Annotated in this window: 11 protein-coding genes; 7 read left to right on the top strand and 4 right to left on the bottom strand. The window is 68.1% G+C overall.

All coding sequences use genetic code 11. The annotated features are described in order from the left end of the window. Positions 1–17 precede the first annotated feature (17 nt). Positions 18–899 carry a helical backbone metal receptor gene (locus LVJ94_47230; protein ID WXB04484.1) on the top strand — a complete coding sequence of 294 codons (882 nt, stop codon included), beginning with the start codon at positions 18–20 and terminating at the stop codon, positions 897–899. A gap of 235 nt (positions 900–1,134) precedes the next feature. Here LVJ94_47230 and LVJ94_47225 read toward each other — a convergent pair whose 3' ends face one another. Further along, positions 1,135–2,574, bottom strand: a complete 1,440-nt coding sequence (locus LVJ94_47225; GenBank protein WXB04483.1) for a hypothetical protein — start codon at positions 2,572–2,574, stop codon at positions 1,135–1,137. 145 nt (positions 2,575–2,719) lie between these two features. Then, positions 2,720–3,526 (bottom strand): rhomboid family intramembrane serine protease, encoded by an 807-nt coding sequence (locus LVJ94_47220; GenBank protein WXB04482.1) that lies wholly within the window; start codon positions 3,524–3,526, stop codon positions 2,720–2,722. A gap of 22 nt (positions 3,527–3,548) precedes the next feature. On the opposite strand from LVJ94_47220, the gene LVJ94_47215 reads away from it, so the two are divergent. Next, positions 3,549–4,334, top strand: a complete 786-nt coding sequence (locus tag LVJ94_47215) for a TlyA family RNA methyltransferase (GenBank protein ID WXB04481.1) — start codon at positions 3,549–3,551, stop codon at positions 4,332–4,334. Between the two features lie 19 nt (positions 4,335–4,353). Beyond that, positions 4,354–5,601: an MFS transporter gene (locus tag LVJ94_47210; GenBank protein WXB04480.1), complete on the top strand. Its 1,248-nt coding sequence runs from the start codon at positions 4,354–4,356 to the stop codon at positions 5,599–5,601. Here LVJ94_47210 and LVJ94_47205 read toward each other — a convergent pair. Together LVJ94_47205 and LVJ94_47200 are read right to left on the bottom strand one after the other, a co-directional pair. Then, positions 5,574–6,341 carry a CPBP family glutamic-type intramembrane protease gene (locus tag LVJ94_47205; GenBank protein ID WXB04479.1) on the bottom strand — a complete coding sequence of 256 codons (768 nt, stop codon included), beginning with the start codon at positions 6,339–6,341 and terminating at the stop codon, positions 5,574–5,576. The genes LVJ94_47210 and LVJ94_47205 overlap by 28 nt on opposite strands. 3 nt (positions 6,342–6,344) lie before the next feature. After that, entirely contained in the window at positions 6,345–7,265 is a 921-nt protein-coding gene (locus LVJ94_47200) for a UbiA prenyltransferase family protein (protein WXB04478.1), read from the bottom strand. A 63-nt stretch (positions 7,266–7,328) separates the two neighbouring features. Between LVJ94_47200 and LVJ94_47195 the strand changes: the two genes are divergently transcribed. The 4 genes from LVJ94_47195 to LVJ94_47180 are packed head-to-tail and all read left to right on the top strand — an operon-like array spanning position 7,329 to position 16,463. Beyond that, the gene (locus tag LVJ94_47195) at positions 7,329–11,075 is read left to right on the top strand and encodes a DUF3857 domain-containing protein (GenBank protein WXB04477.1); all 3,747 of its coding nucleotides are present in this window, start codon (positions 7,329–7,331) and stop codon (positions 11,073–11,075) included. A gap of 17 nt (positions 11,076–11,092) precedes the next feature. Beyond that, entirely contained in the window at positions 11,093–14,875 is a 3,783-nt protein-coding gene (locus LVJ94_47190; GenBank protein WXB04476.1) for a tetratricopeptide repeat protein, read from the top strand. Beyond that, positions 14,872–15,933, top strand: a complete 1,062-nt coding sequence (locus tag LVJ94_47185) for a FliM/FliN family flagellar motor switch protein (protein ID WXB04475.1) — start codon at positions 14,872–14,874, stop codon at positions 15,931–15,933. Before LVJ94_47190 ends, LVJ94_47185 begins: the two co-directional genes overlap by 4 nt. Then, the gene (locus tag LVJ94_47180) at positions 15,933–16,463 is read left to right on the top strand and encodes a hypothetical protein (GenBank protein ID WXB04474.1); all 531 of its coding nucleotides are present in this window, start codon (positions 15,933–15,935) and stop codon (positions 16,461–16,463) included. Before LVJ94_47185 ends, LVJ94_47180 begins: the two co-directional genes overlap by 1 nt. Position 16,464 lies beyond the last annotated feature (1 nt).

Here is a 16,464-nt window from a genome sequence, read left to right as displayed (position 1 = left end):
TCTGGAGCCATGGCCCGATGCCTCGTTTCGTTGCCGGTTGGTTGCTGCTGCTGGTGTTGGCGCTGGGATGCTCGCGGCGCCCGTCGGGTACGTCCAGTGCGTCGGGCGGTGAGGCTGGCGTGCGCATCGCCAAACGGGTCGTATCACTGTCGCCGTCGACGACCGAGTCGCTCTTTGCGATCGGCGCCAAGGACGTCGTGGTGGGACGCTCGCGCTATTGCGATTTTCCGGCGGAGGCTCTGAGCTTGCCGCAGGTCGGAGGCTTCGCGGATCCAAACTTCGAGGCCATCTTGGCGCTGAAGCCCGATCTGGTCGTCGGTGGGCGGGGGCCGGCGGGGCCGCAGCTTCTGGATCGGCTGGCGGCGTTCGGCACCGAGGGCTATTTTCCGGAGAACGAGTCGTTCGCGCAGATTGACGCGTTGCTGCTCGGGCTGGGCGCGCGCACGGGGCATGCGGCGGAGGCGGGCGCGGTGGTGACGAAGTTGCACGCGCGCGAAGCTGAAGTGCAGGCCGCGGTGGCCGGGCGACCGCGGTGGCGCGTGCTCCTCGTCTTCGGGCTCGAGCCGGTGGTGGTGGCCGGGCCGCATAGCTTTGCCAACGAGATGATCGAGCGCGCGGGTGGCACCAACGCGGTGCGCGAGGGCAGCCTGTACCCCACCGTGGGGATGGAGCAGATCTTCGCGCTCGACCCCGACGTCGTGGTGAACGCCGCCATCGCCGAAGCGCACGGCGCGCAGCGGATCCACCGCGAGGCGCCGGGGTGGCGGGAACTCCGCGCGGTGAAGTCGGGGCGCGTGGTGGCCATCGCCGACGAAAGCGTGCTCCGGCCCGGGCCGCGCATCGCGGAGGCGCTCGCCGTCTTCGCCCGCGGGCTGCACCCTGAGGCGGCGATCCCTTAGCGCAAAAGTCGATGGATGGTGGCGGACTCGCGGATCGTTTTCAGGCGCGCCGCGGCAGCGGGACAATCTCGGCGAGGCCGGCGCCTTAGTCCGTCCCCAACGGCAGGGTCGCCAGAGATATGGCGATCCTGCCTTTCTGGACCAGGCATCGCGCCGGTCCCGCCGGTTTCGTTCCGCTGCCGCGGTTCACGCATTGGGTCATTGGATACCTGGCACGTTCAGTCAACCCGTTACCTTAGGGACGGGCGGGCTTGCGGCGGCCGAGGCGGCGCAGGGGGAGCACGAGCATCGCGAGGGCAAGAACGCCGCGTGAGAGCGGGCTGCGGCCTTTCCACGTGCGCCGCTTCGCGCCCGAGGTGCTGCACTGATCCTCCTCGCTGTCCGAGGTGCTGCCGTCGTCGTCGGCTCCACAGCCTTCGCCGTCGTCGCTGCGGGAGTCATCGTCCGAGCCACCCGAGTCGGTGGTGTCGCTGCTGCAGGACTCGGAGTCCTCCTCGCGCGAGCTGCTCGAGTCGGTGGTGTCGCGGCTGCAGCTTTCCGAACTGCCGCTGGACGAATTGGACGGACGCGAGGAGCTCCCCGTGCTCGATCCGCTGCAGCCCGCGCTCTCGTACGAGTCGTTCCCGCTCGGCGTGGGGGACGAGCCGCCACCGGGCGAGCTGCTGCACGTCGCCTGCGCCAGGACGACCTGATCCGGCGCCGGGGAACTCAACGCCGTGACGCTCAGGTCCGGCGAGGCGCCGTGGGCCGGGATGCGCCCCTCGAGCCGCGTGATGCGCAGCGACTCCGGCGCGCGCTGCGCGAGCGCGAGCTCCAAGTCGTCGGCCCTGCCGCCGTAGCGCGCGGCCAGCTCGAGGTACGCCACCGTCGCGGAGGGGACGACGTTCGTTCCCGCCCGGCGCTCGCGCACGAAGCCGCCCTCGGGCGACGATTCGACGACAAAGGCCCCGGCCGCGGCACCGGCAAGCGCAGCGTCGCGCTTCAACAGGTAATCCGAGCGATCGCCGAACCAGTGAATCGACGAGGGCCATCCGATCCTCGTTCCAAGCATCGACGGCGTCTGCGCCACGACGAACGCCGTCACCTCGACGTTGCGCGGCGAGCGGAGAAGCGACAGGGGAATGGGCATGCCCGCTTCCGCGTCGACGACGCGAATCACCGGCGTATGCGGCCCGTTCGTGCGCACCACGACGAGGTCTTGCGTCGCCAGGCGCGCCACGAGATCGCTCCGCACGTCGTCGGGCAAATCCGGCTGGCCGAGCTTCGTGTCCAGCTCCGCGGGCGATGTCATCCTATCCATCTGGGGCGCGAACGGGCTCGGTCCGACCTGCACACTCCGATGCGTCTCCACGGCGGTGCCTCCGCACGACGACATCACCCGCACCGCGGAGGCGTCGTCCAGCGCTTCGAGCCATGCGTGGGAGACCGCGTCGACCGCCGCAGTTTTCCCGGTGGGAATGACCCACACCAGCGGCGGCGTTTGCGCCGTCGAGAGGGAGTACCACCGCACCGTGCCCGCGGCCGTGGGCGCAACGGCGATGCGCACCTGCGTGACTTCGGTTGCCTGGGCAACGTCGCCGTGAAGCACCAGACCGACGGCACCCGCCGACCGCGGCACGATGAAGAAGCAAAGCAAGACAAGCGTAAGCCAGAGAGCCCGCACGCCGAGGTGCATCGCAAGGGTTACGCCACGTTGCGTATCCCCGTTTGCACCGCGCGAGCGACGCAAAAATGAGCCGCCCTGCGTGCGTCTTTCACTGACTCAAATTCGCTTCTGTGAAGCGGCTACAACACCGGTCGACCGTTGGTCGACTTTTGCGTCAGTCGTCGCGTTTCGTGCCACGCAGCAGGTCCTGAACGCGCTTCTCCAACTCGGGCGACATGGGCGGCGGATCGTCGTCATCGTGTGGTTCGACCACGCGCAAGTACGAGACGCCCTTGGCGGAACGCTTCTTCGCTGGAACCGGCTTCGGGCGCGCCGCCGGACGACGCGCTTTGGCCCAGCGCGCGCTCAACGTGCGGCGGTAGATCCACGCCAGCATCGACCCTTCGGCGAGCAGCTCCGGAAGGTAGCGCTCCCAGCCCGCGTAAATCGCATACACCACGGTCAAGCCCACGGTGAGCCAGGCGAGCCAGAGGCCCCGAATGGGAAGAATGAAGTAGATGCGGACGACCCGATCGGGAAACCAAAGGCCCCAAGCGACGATCATCGCGCAGCTGCAGGCCCAGCTTCCCAGGTAGTGCTGCGGCAGAACCGACGCATCGATTTGCGCCAAGAGGCACGTGAACACCGCCGCGGAGACGGCAATCCCGCCAAGCACGGTGAGGAACCGCGCCGAGCCCCACTCCCCCGCGAGATCCGATCCGAACCAGTAGATGCCCAGGCACGTGAAGAGCAACGACAGCGGGTTGGGCTCGATGAACGCCCACGTGAGGAGGCGCCAGACCTCCCCGCGCCAGACGGCCGCCGGCACGAGCGAGGCGAGCTCGAACAGAGGCCCGGTGTGGCGGCTGCCGAAGGCGACCGCAAGCGAACAGACCACCGTGAGCGAAAGAAGCAGCCCCACGCCCCAGGGCAGCCGCCCGCCGAACGAAAACCGATCCTGCCAGCGCCCCTGCCCTGCCATCTCCTTCTTATAGTTAAGCGAGATGGACCCGAAACGCGAGGCCCGCGACAATGCGTCCATGCCTGCCAAGTCCCGCGTCCGCATCGATCAACTGCTCGTGACCCAGGGCCTTGCGCCCTCCCGGGCCCGCGCGCAGGCCATGGTGCTCGCCGGCGTGGTCTACGTGGGCGACGAGCGGGTCGACAAGGCCGGAACCACGGTGGCCGCGGATGCGGCCGTGACCGTGCGCGGGGCCGATCATCCTTATGTGTCGCGCGGCGGGGTGAAGCTCGAGGGCGCGCTGGACGCGTTTGGCGTCAATCCGACGGATTGGCGCTGCCTGGATCTCGGGGCCTCCACCGGGGGCTTCACCGATTGCCTGCTGCAGCGCGGCGCCAAAACGGTCATCGCGGTGGACGTCGGCTACGGGCAGCTCGCGCACAAGCTTCGCGTCGATCCGCGGGTGGTCGTCATGGAGCGAACCAATGCGCGCACGCTGACGGCCGAGACCGTGGGAGGCGAAGTCGACCTCACCGTGGTGGACGCGTCGTTCATCGGCATCGACCGGCTGACCGAGGCCATCGCCCGGGTGACCCGGCCCGGAGGCGAGCTCGTGGCCCTGGTCAAACCGCAGTTCGAGGTGGGTCGGGAGGAAGCGACACGAAGCAAGGGCGTGGTGCGGGACGAGGCGGTGCGCGAACAAGCCATCGCCGGAGCCGCCGCCGCCATCGAGGCGGCAGGATTCACGATTCTCGCGCAATGCGACTCGGTCCTGCCCGGCCCGAAAGGAAATCGCGAAGCTTTCGTACACGCCCGCCGAAGTCCGTGACAAAGTCCCGCCCGTCTTCATGCAGCAATCCTCGTCCCGCACCCGGCGGCCCTCCCTCGGGGCCATCTTTCTGACGGTTTTTCTCGATCTTCTCGGCTTCGGGCTGGTCATCCCGTTCTTGGCGGAAGAAGCGCGCGACAACTTTCAAACCACGGCCCTGGTCGGAACCCTCCTCAGCGCGGTGTATTCGCTGATGCAGTTCCTCTTCGTGCCGGTGTGGGGCCGGCTCTCGGACCGCATCGGCCGACGCCCCGTGCTGGTTTGGTCCGTGGCCGCCAATGCGCTCACCATGCTGGGGCTCGGGCTGGGGATCGCGTACGGGTCGCACGTGGGCTGGCTCTTTGCCGCGCGCATCTTCGGCGGCATCGCCACCGCCAACCTGGGCACGGCCAGCGCGTACATCGCGGACGTCACCAAGCCCGAGGACCGGGCGCGCGGCATGGGACTCATCGGCATGGCCTTCGGCCTCGGCTTCGTCCTCGGCCCCGGCTTCGGCGGCGCGCTGGCGAAGATCACCATCAATGGCCACACCGGCGCGGTCGCCTGCTTCGCCGCCGCGGCGCTGGGCGTGGTGAATTTCGTCTGGGTGGCCCTGGGACTCGTGGAGTCGCTCCCCAAGGAAAACCGCGCGCAGAAGCCGGTGCGTTCGCTCTCGCCGCTCAACCTCGATGCTGCCCGCCGCGCCTTTGCCGACAACGGCATCCTCGCGGGCATCGTGGTCAATTTCATGATCGTGTTCTCGTTCACGAACATGGAGCAGACGTTCCGCTACTTCAACAAGGACGTCTTCAAGATGGACCAGGTGGAGAGCGGCCTGCTCCTCGCGGCCGTGGGCGTCACCGCGGCCATCGTGCAGGGCGCGTTCATGCGGCCGCTCACCAAGCGCTACTCGGAGCCCACGCTCATTCCGGTGGGCGTCTTCGTGCAGGCCATCGCCTTCTTCGGGCTGGTGTTCGCGCCCACCGTGGGCCGCGGGATGCTCTACGCCTCGAGCCTCGCCCTCGCCGTGGGCAACGGCATCACGCAGCCGACGGTCTCGTCGTACGTGTCGCGGCGAGCCTCGGCCACCGAGCAGGGCGCCATCATGGGCACGAACCAATCGGCGGCGAGCCTGGCACGCGTGCTCGGGCCGGCGTTCGGCGGCTTCGTGTACGGCGCGTTCAGCCCGCGTTCGCCTTACGTGGCGGCGACCATCGGCATGCTGCTCGCGCTCACCTGTACCTTGGCGCTCGCGCGCAATCAGAACACGAGCACCCAGATGTCGTAGAGCGCGTGGGCCCACACCGCGGTGGAGAAGCCGCGTGTGAGGTAGATGATCGTGAGCACCACGCCGATCACCATGCGGTAGATGAACGACGCCATCTGGAACTTGTCGCCCAGCGCGCCGATGTAGTGCATCCCGCTGAAGAGCGCTGCGGCCGCGAACATCCACACGAACATGATGATGAACGCCTTGAACGAGGACGTTCCCGCGACCACGCGCTGGTTCATCACCTGCACGTTCTGCTTGGCAAAGAGGCTCACCAGCACCTTCGCCCCGAGCCCGAAGAGCACGACGCGGAAGGCCAGCTCCTCGTAAAAGCCCGCGCCCATCGAGGTGATCATCCCGACGAAGCGCTTGTCCTCGAAAAGCGGCCCGAAAAGGCTCGCCTGCGGGGCAAACATGTTGCTCACCACGTACGAGCCCGCAACGCGCATCATGATGGCGTAGAGCGCACCTTCGACGATGACCTGGGCGAACTTGCTCGTGCGAAAGGCCTGCCCGCGGCCGAGCCACGCGAAAATGCCGGCGAACACCACGCCGATGGAGGCCGTCATGAGGAGGTACACCCCCCGGTTGCCCTCGGCGAGCTGCACCAGGGTGGGGGTGACCACGTCGGTCGCGTTCTGAATCTTCAGGAAGACGACGCCCGCGTGGTACGCGAGGAAAAGCGGCAGGGTGAGCGCGAGGTCAATCCACGCGCCCGGCTTCTCGACAAATGCCTGGGGGGAGCCGTCGCGTGACATGTGTCAGCCGAGTGAAGGACGAAGCCGATAAACGATGGCAACCACCATGGCGACCCAGAGGAACAAATTCAGCACGAAGGGGACGTCGCGCAACATCTCTTGGGTCGGACTTTCGCTCTTGAGCCCGCGCCCCGCTCGGCCAGAAACCAGGAATAAAAACCGGAAGATGCCAAAAATGGTGAACGGCGCGGTCATCCAGAGCGACTTCGTGTTGAAGAACGCGCACGTCACCGGATCGATCGTGTACGCGATGTACGTGACCACGGTGGCGCCGCCGGTGAGGGCCAGAAGGACGTTGAGGCCCATCGGGGAATAGGCCTTGAGGGCTGCGCGCTGCTTGCTCGCATTTTCACCGGAAAGCTCGTGCCGCCGCTTCCCGAAGCCCAAAAAGAGGGCCAGAAGCGCGGTGCATGCGATCATGTACGTGCTGACCTGCGTATCCGTGGCAAAACCGCCGGCCAGCACGCGCAGCACGAAGCCGAACGAGATGAAGCCCACGTCCAGCACCGCGATGGACTTCAGCTTGAAGGTGTAGGCGATGTTTTGGCAGAGGTAGATGACGGCGCAGATGAAGAATTTCCAATGGAGCAAGAAGCCAATGCCCAGCGAGAGCACCACCAGCAAGACGGCCATGAGCCACGCAAGAGCCTCGGGCACCTCGCGGCTGGCGATGGGGCGGTAGCGCTTGACCGGGTGAATGCGGTCGGCCTCCACGTCGGCCAGGTCGTTGATCGTGTAGACCGCGCCGGCCAAAAGGCAGAAAACCCCGGTCGCGGCCAAGGCCCGCCCGGTGACCAACAAGTTCAGCGCGGGGCCCGCAGGGGTAGAGAGAAAGACGTCTTTGTGGAAGAACATCGGCGCCAGCACGAACAGGTTTTTCACCCATTGGTGAGGGCGGATGGTCTTGATCAGGCCGGCCAACATAGGATCGCTCTTTAGTACTGACGTCCTTTCGATAGTACAACGGCTGTTCAACCCGGAGTTTTCGTGACTGCCACCACCCTTCCACGCCCCCATCGCCCCCACGGCCGGGCGATCTTTTCGCGCCTCACCGTGTTTTTGCCTGCTCTCGCCGCGCTGATCGCGTTTCTCGTGTGCGCGGTGCCCGGCGACGCGTCGGCGGACTCGAGCGAGCGCTTCTCGAAACTGACCCGCCTGCACCAAGAGGTGCGCTCGGCGCGCGGGCCGCACGCGTACGTGGCGCTGCGCAAGCTCTGGCAAGAGTGGAACGCGGGCGATCCGGGCGAGATCGAGGAGTTGCTGCGCGCTGTGGCCCAAGACGCCTCCATCGCGCCGCCCACGCGCGCGTACGCCGGGCTTCTCGAGGCCTACGCCCGCCGGCGACGGGGCGATCTCGAAGGGTCGCGCACCCGGATCGCGAAGCTGGGGTACGTGTCGCGCTTCCTCGTGGCGGGCGCCTTCGACAATGAGGGCAAGGCCGGTCTCGATCGCGACTTCGGCGTCGAACCGCCGGAAAAGAAGCCGGACACCCCGGATCTGGGGCGCACCTTCGACGGCAAGGAGCGGCCGGTCCGCTGGCGCGTTTCGCCGGCGACCGCACCCTACGGTTGGCTCGATTTCGGCGGGCTCATCGAGCCGACGCAGAACGTGTGCGCGTACGCCTTCACCTACGCGCGGGACGAAAAATTGGCCGCGGGCGCCTCGCGACCCATCTCGATCTGGGCGGGCAGTGCGGGGGCGATGCGCGTGTGGTGGAACGGCGAGGAAGTGCTGCGCGACGAGAAGTACCGCTCGATCGATGCCGACCGCTTCGCCGCCAACGTGACCATGACGAGCGGCTACAACCGGCTCCTGGTCAAGATTTGCGGCGACGACGACGCCCCGATGGTGACCATCCGCCTCGCCGGTGAGCGCGGCGAGCCCGATCCGCGCATCGTGACCGATGCCGATCCGGCCCACGCCAAAGAGGCCGCCACGTTGGGGAAGAAGCAGGCCTCGCGGGTGGAAGGTGCCATCCAAGGCTTCGAGCGGCTCATCAAGGGCAACGATCCCGCCGCGCTCGAAGGCTTCGCGCGGTACCTGCAGCTCACGATGTCCGACGATCCCTCGGAGCGCCGCGCACGGGATCTGGCGCGCAAGGCGGCCGAAAAGGCGCCTACGATTCGCCGGCTGCTGCTCGCCGGGGAGCTCGTGGAGAATCGCAACCAGAAGGCCATCTGGATCGAGAAGGCGGAAGCGCTGGCCAAGAAGGGCGGCGTTTCGACCGAGGACCAGATCGACGTGCTTTTGGCGCGGGCCCGGCACGCGCGGGCGGGCTCCAATTGGCGCGATTCCGTGCCCTATTTCGACCGGGCGCTGGCCTTGGATCCCGACGAGGTGGAGGCGATCCTCGGGCGCTACGAGCTGTACGAGGAGGCGAACCTCAAGGAGACGGCGTCGGCCTTCATCGAGCGGGCGCTCGCGCGGCAGCCGCGCAGCGTGGCCGTGGTGCATGCGGCCGTGGGCGCGCTGCGGCAGATGGAGCGCACCACGGAAGCGGGCGAGCTGGAAGAGCGCTACTCGCAGCTTCGCTTCGACGACATTTCCTTCGTGCGCGGGCGCATCGATCTGGCCATCGCCCAGCGCGACATCAAGGGCGCCGAGCGCTGGCTCGATCGCATGATGGCGCTGAACCCGGACAGCGCGCCGCTTTTGTCGGCGGCGGCCCAGAGCTACCTGCTCATGGGCAACCGCACGCGATCGATTGCATTGTACAAGAAAGCGCTGGATCTCTCGCCCGAGAACACCGACACGATGAGGGCGCTGGCCGAGGCACAGGGCCTGGCGGGGCACCCCGAGGAGCAGCAGAAGCTCCTGCGCCAGGTGCTCTTCTTGAAGCCGCAATCGAAGGAGGTGCGCGAATACCTGGCGCACCTCGAGCCGGCCAAACCGCGTCCCGACGAAGGCTACGCGCGCCCCACGAAGGAGTTCCTCGCGCTGCGCAAAGCGCCCTCGCGGGGGGAGAACCGGCGCACGTTGGTCGACCTGCAGGTGACCACGGTGTTCCCGAATGGCCTGTCGAGCCGCTTCCACCAGGTGGTCTTCCAGCCGCTCACCGAGCGTGCAGCGACCGATGCGCGCGAGTACGGATTCAGCTTCCAGGCCGACAGCGAGACGGTGCAGCTGCGCGGCGCGCACGTCTACCACGAGAACGGCCAGGTGGAGGACGCGACGGAGAACGGCGAAGGGCCGGTGAACGATCCGTCGATTAGCATGTACACGAGCTCGCGCGCGTTCTACGTGCGCTTCCCGCGCCTGTCGCCCGGCGACGTGGTGGAGCTGCAGTACCGCGTCGAGGACGTGGCCGCGCGCAACGAGTACGCCGACTACTTCGGCGAGGTGAAGTACATGCAGGCCGGCGAGAACATCGCCCACTCCGAGTACGTGCTCATCACGCCGACCTCGCGCACGTTCTACTTCAACAAGCCCAAGGTGCCGGGCATCCAGTCGACGAACAAAGTCGTGGGCGACACGCGCGTGTACCGCTTCACTGCGGAGAACGTGCCGGCCATCGATCCGGAGCCTTCGCAGCCGCCGTACTCCGAGCTGCTCGGCCACGTGCACGTCTCCACGTACAAGAACTGGGACGACATGGGCCGCTGGTATTGGGGCCTCGTCAAAGATCAATTCGTGGCCGACGAAGAGGTGCGCCGGCGCGTGGCCGAGGTCACCAAGGGCCTGAAGACGGACCGCGAGAAGGTGCGCGCGGTTTACGATTTCGTGGTGCAGAAGACGCGGTACGTGGCGCTCGAATTCGGGATCCACGGCTTCAAGCCGTACCGGTGCGCGCAGATTTTCGCGCGCGGCTTCGGCGACTGCAAAGACAAGGCGACCCTCATCGTGACCATGCTCAAGGAGCTGGGCATCCCATCGACCATCGTGGTGGTGCGCTCGGGCATGCGCGGCGACTTCGAGACCGATCCGGCGAGCTTGGCGCCGTTCGATCATGCCATCGCCTACGTGCCGTCGCTCGATTTGTACCTGGACGGGACGGCGGAATACACGGGCTCGATGGAGCTGCCGGCCATGGATCGCGGCTCGCTCGCCATCCAGATCAACGAGGGCAAGCCCAAGCTGGTGCACCTGCCCGATCCGCCGGCCAGCGAGAGCGTCGCGGTGCGCAAGATGGAGGCCACGGTGAACGTGGATGGCACGGCGCAGATCGATTGGCGCGCCGAGGTGACCGGTGTGTCGGCGCCGACGTGGCGGCAGCGCTACTGGGCCGAGGCCACGCGCAAGCAACGCGTGCAAGAGGACCTGTCGGGCGAGTTCGCGGGGCTCGAGCTCTCATCGCTCGAGGCGGCGAACTTCGAGGACATCGAGGGCAAGGTCTGGGTCCACGCCAAGGCGAAGGTGCCGCAGTTCGGACGCAAGGAGGGTGACCGATTGAGCCTGCCCGTGGGGCCGAACGATCACGCCGTGCGCGACTACGCGTCGCTGTCGCAGCGGCGGCTCGACGTGCGCATGCGCGCGCAATCGACGGACGAGTCGGATTGGACCCTGCGCATTCCGGCGGGTGCGAAGATCGTCAACGCACCGGTGAAGGCGGAGGGCTCGAGCCCCTTCGGGAGCTTCCGCGTGGACGTCGACATGTCGGGGTCGACGGCGCACGTGAAGACGACGGTCACCATGACCAAGACGCGCATCAAGGCCAGCGAATATCCGGCGTTCCGCGCCTTCTGCGAGTCGATGGACCGCGCATTGGGGCAACGTCTCGTGTTGGGCGTGAAATGAAGGGTTCTCGATTGTCCATGTTCGATTTCGGTAGGCGGGTACAGGGGCTGGGCGTCGTCGTGGCTTTGGCGCTGGCCAGTGCGGTCGGCTGCGGGGGAGCAGCGCCCACGGTGCGCAGTCCCACGTCGCTCGGCGATGCGCGGGACAAAGGCCGCGCCTCGGGCGATGCGGAAACGGTGGGGCGCTGGGCGCTCATGGAGATGGTGGCGCCGGGAGGCGATGCCGGACAGGCGAAGAACGCCATCGGCAAGCTGCGGCCCATGAAGCACGAGGGCCTGTACGGCAACCTCGCGCTGGCGCTCTACGACGAGACGCACGGCGATCCGCGGACGGCGGCCGACGCGTACGCCGCGAGCCTGGTGGCGGCGAGCAAGAGCGACGATCCCGACGTGCAGCTCGTCGCGTGGTTCGCGACGAACCACCTGCATGCCCTGCGCGGCCCGGTGGCCGAGCTATACACCCGGCACAAGAAGACGCTGGAGGACCTGATCGCGCGACCGGGCAAGCTCGGATGGCGCTCGGTGGCCGAGCTCACCGATTGGTCCAACGCGGAGGCGTTCGACAAGGCCGTGGTCATCGACGACGCGTACGACGCGCAGTACACCGCGCGCGCCGGATGCGCGCGCAAGGTGCGCCTGGCGGGCCCATTTGGGCGCGGCACCTCGGTGGATCGGCGCCGCTCGTTCCCCGCGGAGGAATCGCGGCCGTGGCCGCCGTCGTGGGAGCCGGATCCGCAGCGCGGCATCCGGCCGCACATCCTCAAGGTCGAGCAGCACCGATGCTTGGTGGGCTCGCCCGAGCAGACCGGCAAAGGCGTCTTTTACGCCGAGGCGTTCTTCTCGACCGACCAGGAACGCGATTTGATCCTCGCCGTCGCGGGCGCGCTCAAAGTGTGGGTCGACGACGTGCCCGTGCTCGAGCGCGATCTGCGCGAGTGGGGCGTCTGGCAGCGCTTCGGCGCCAACGTGCACGTGGGGGCGGGCCGGCACCGGGTGCTGGCGCGCGTCCTCAACGACAACACGTCGATCCGGTTCTTCGGCGCCGATGGTCGACCCGCCGGCATCGCGACGGATCTCGATGCCACGCGGCCCTATGGCCTGACGAAGGCAACCGCGCTGCCCAGCGTCAACCCGGTCGATGGCATCGTGCGCGCACGCGCAGCCGCCTCCCCGCTGCAAGGCTTCTTCGCGGCGACCCTCGCCAGCGTCGACGGCTTGGACGACGTGGCCAGCGCGCTGATCGATCCCTACGTCGAACCGGAGGACGCCGCACCCGTGGCGCTACAGACCGCGGCGGCGTTCGCGCACGCCGATCCGATTTACCCCGAGGACAAGCGCCGCCAGAACGAGCGCCGCTACCGGACACGCGCCGTCGAAAAGGACCAGGGCCTCTGGTACTCGCGTGCGTGGCTCGCGCTCGATGCGGGCGAGCAAAAAGGGCTCGTCGAGGGCGTGGAACCTTTGCGCAAGCTGGTGGAGGAGTTCCCCAACGAACCGGAGGTCCTCGAAGGCCTCGGTCGCGTCTACGGCCGCCTCGAATGGCGCGCGGAACGGATGCGCGCCTTCGCCGATCTGAGCAAGCGCTTCCCCGACGACGCCGACGCCCTACGCGCTTACCTCGATGCGCTGGAGGACGACGGTCCGCTCGAACAGGCCGACGCGGTGGCGGTGCGGATCAAGAAGCTCGATCCCGACGCGGAGGTCGATCTGGAGCGCGCGCTCGCCCGGCACGACTGGAAGGCGGCCATCGACGAGCTGCGGCGGCTGGCCAAGCGCCGGCCCGATCGCAAGGAGATCGCCACCCGCATCGCCGACGTGCTCGCGCGCGCTGGCAATCCCGGGGCGGCGGCGGCGGAACTCGACAAGGCGCTGGCGAAGAACCCGGAGGATGCGACGGTGCGTTTCCGTCTGGCCGATCGCGCCTTCGCCAAGGGCGAGCGCGGCGCATTGCGGCGGGCGCTCGCCGAGTCCATCCAAGCCGGGGCCTCGGTGTCGGAGCTTCGCGATGCCATCACGGTCATCGAAGGCGCTACGAACCTGGAGCCGTACCGCATCGACGGAAAACAAGTCATCCGCGACTTCGAGAAGTGGGAAAAGAGCGGCAAGAAGATGGCCGGCAACGCCGCGCGCGTCCTCGACTACTCCGCGCTGTGGGTGCACCCCGACGGTTCGAGCGAGATGCTCGAGCACGAGATCCAGCGGATGCAGTCGCAGGAAGCCATCGGCAAAGAGGCCGAACAACAGCCGCCGCAAGGCTTGGTGCTGCGCCTGCGCGTGATCAAGCCCGACGGCAGCGTGCTCGAGCCCGAGCCGGTGGAGGGCAAGCCGACGTTGACCTTGCCGCACCTCGAGATCGGCGACTACGTCGAGATGGAGCACGTCACCTCGTACCGGGGCGACGGCGAAAAGGGCAAGAGCTACAAGGGCCCGCAGTGGTTCTTCCGCGAGGCGGACAAGGGCTACTGGCGCAGCGAGTTCGTGGTCATGTCCCCGAAGGATCGCCCGCTGGAGGTCGAGACGCGCGGCAACGTGCCCAAACCGAAGGAGCGCGCGCTGGGGACCTTCGTCGAGCGCCGCTGGCGGGTCGACGAGAGCCCGCCCGCGCCCGAGGAGCCCGATGCCGTGCCGCCGACGGAGTTTCTCCCGAGCGTGCGCATTGGCTGGGGGCAGTCGCTGCAGGATTCGCTGGCCCGCCTGGTGGATCTCGCCTCCGACGAGACGCCGCTCGATCCGCGCCTCGGAAAATTGGCGCGCGAGATCGTGAAGGACGTGCCCAAGGATAGCCGCCTGGCGCGCGCGGAGAAGCTTTACCATTACGTGCTCGGCGCCGTGGAGGAGGGCAACGAGAGCGACGGGCGCCGTGCCCTGACGGGGCGAAGTGGGTCGCTGCAGTCGGCCTACGGGCACCTGTTGCGGCAGCTCGGGATCCCGCTGGAGCTCGCGGTGGTGAAGAACCGCCTCGCGCCGCCGCCGCTCGGGAAGCTGAGCGAGACGGAGTCGTTCGACTCGCTGGTGATGCGCCTCGACACGGAGGCCGGCATTCGCTGGCTCACCGTGCGCGACAAGTTCGCGCCCTTCGGCTACATCGCCGCGGGCCTGCGCGGGCAGCCGGCATACCGGCTGATCCCGGGCACGCCGCGGGACACGACGGCCGCGGGCGGCGATCTCGATGGCGTGAGCTTCGAGGGGCGGGCCACCTTGCGCGAGGACGGCTCCGCGAGCCTCGATCTTTCGCAAGCCTTCCGCGGCAAGGTTGGGGCGTCGGTCCGCGGGGTGTTCGACCGCATCGCCGCCGGCCAGGTGCGCGACTTCGTGGAGACGCGGCTCGTGGGGCGGAATTTTCCGGGTGCGCGCGTGCGTGACGTCCAAGTCGAGGGCAAGCAGACCTTGGATGCGCCGCTGGTGGTGCGCGTGAAGGCCGACGTGCCGCAACTCGCGCGCGCGGTGAACGGCGGCATGTCGCTCAAGCCGATGTTCCCCATGCGCCTGGCGCAGCTCGCGGCGCTGGCCGAGCGGCAGACGCCACAACTCATCAGCGGCTCGTCCCACGTCGAGGTGAAGTTCGAGGTGGTGGTGCCCGAGTCGATGCGCATGCCGTCGAGCCTCCCGGTGGGCGAGGTGCGCGATGGCGAGCGCGTGGTGCGGGTCGGCGACGCCGTGCACGGGCACGCGCTGTACTTGGATCGCGTGGTGGACATCCCCGCGGGCCGGGTGCAGCCGGGCGAGGAGTACGTGCGGTTCCAGCGGTTTTCGCAGCAGGCGGACCAACTCGTCGAACGGGAGATCTTGCTGGGACGATGAGCCGCACGGTACGGCGCTATCCGTGGGATGCCCTGGATGGCATGAGCGCGCGCTCGCTCGAGGCGATGCGCGCGCTCCGGCACTTGCTCACGGCCAGCGGTTCCATCGCCACGATGGAGCGCGCACTCGCGGAGATCCTCGACAGCCGCATCGAGGTGCGGCTGCGCCACGTGCGGGATGCTTCACGCGCGGGGCGCTCGGATCCGAGCGCGGTGACGTTCGCGCTCGAAGACGACACGGGAACGCCGCGCGTGTGGCTCGAGGTGGAGGGCGCGCTCGCGGCGCAGGTTGCGGCCCGCGCGCTTCGCCGTCCGCTGCTTCGCACCTCGTCGCTGGATCCCTTTTCGCCGCCGCCCGCGACGGTGTTCGGAGCGTTCGCCGCGGTGTTGGTGACGACCTTGCGGCGAGGTGCAGGTGCACTCCCGCTGCGGGTTCGGACGATGGATGCGGCAATGGAGGACGCGCTCTTCGCGAGCTTCACGGTGGTGCTCGGGGACGAGGCGTTTCTCGCACGCGTCGCTTTTTCGCCCGCCGATCCGCTGCTCTCGCCACGCACGGAGCCTCCGTGGGATCGGGCCGGGCTGGTGCGCCTGGGCGACATCCCGCTGAGCATGCCCATCGTGGCCTCGGTGGCGATGTCCACGGTGGCGGAGATGAAGACGCTGACACCGGGCGCGGTGTGGCTTCCCCCGCCGTGGAGCCTTTCAGGCCCCGTGACTCTTTGCGCGCCGCGCTCGGACCGGGGCGTGTCGGCAACGCTCGGCGCGGACGGCAAGCTCGTGGTAGGTGGCTCGGTGGAGGATCTCTCGATGGCTCGCGAAGACAATGCCCTGGTGGAGAACGCCGGCGACATCGCCGTCGTCGTCCGTGTCGAAGTCGGCTCCGCCGAAATGCGCGCCCGCGAATGGGCCAACGTCCGCCCGGGCGACGTCATCACGTTGGGCCGCCCCGTGGGCTCCTCCGTGCTGCTGCGCGTCGGCGGACAGGAGGTCGCCCGCGGCGAGCTGGTCGACATCGAAGGCGAACTCGGCGTCCGCATCCTGGAGAACCAGGGCTGATGCTGCGCAACGCCACGTTCCTCTTCGCCTTCGTGTTCGCGTGCAGCAAGCCCCCGGCTCCCGACAAGGCGGCACCCGACGCCGGCGCCGTTCCGGAAAAGAAAGCCGAACCCGCCGTCGCGGAAGCCAAACCGGCCGCGCAGCCGGTCCACTGGGCTGGCACCTACAAAACGACGCGCGGCACCTTCTACGTGCCCGCCGGCCCCGAATACAGCGGCGTAAAATGGCGCGGCGACGACGGCCCCGAGGGCCTCGGCGACGGCAAAATCGAACTCACCGTCGATCCGCAGACCGGCAAGGTCGACGGCACCCTCGAAGGCGTCCTCGGCCCGTCCGTCGTCTATGGCTCGCTCGCCGGCGAAACCCTCGCCGCCACCATCGCGCGCAAGGACATTGCCGATCGCGGTTTCAGCGGCACGCTTTACGGAAAGGTGACCGCCGCCGACGCCACCGGCACCATGAAACTCTCCCTTCCCGACGCCCACCTCGTTCGCGACGGGCAATTCACCCTCAAGCGCAAAGAGCACTAGC

Source organism: Sorangiineae bacterium MSr11367 (assembly GCA_037157805.1).
Lineage (GTDB): Bacteria > Myxococcota_A > Polyangia > Polyangiales > Polyangiaceae > Pendulispora > Pendulispora rubella.
This window is presented reverse-complemented; position numbering and strand designations above follow the sequence as displayed.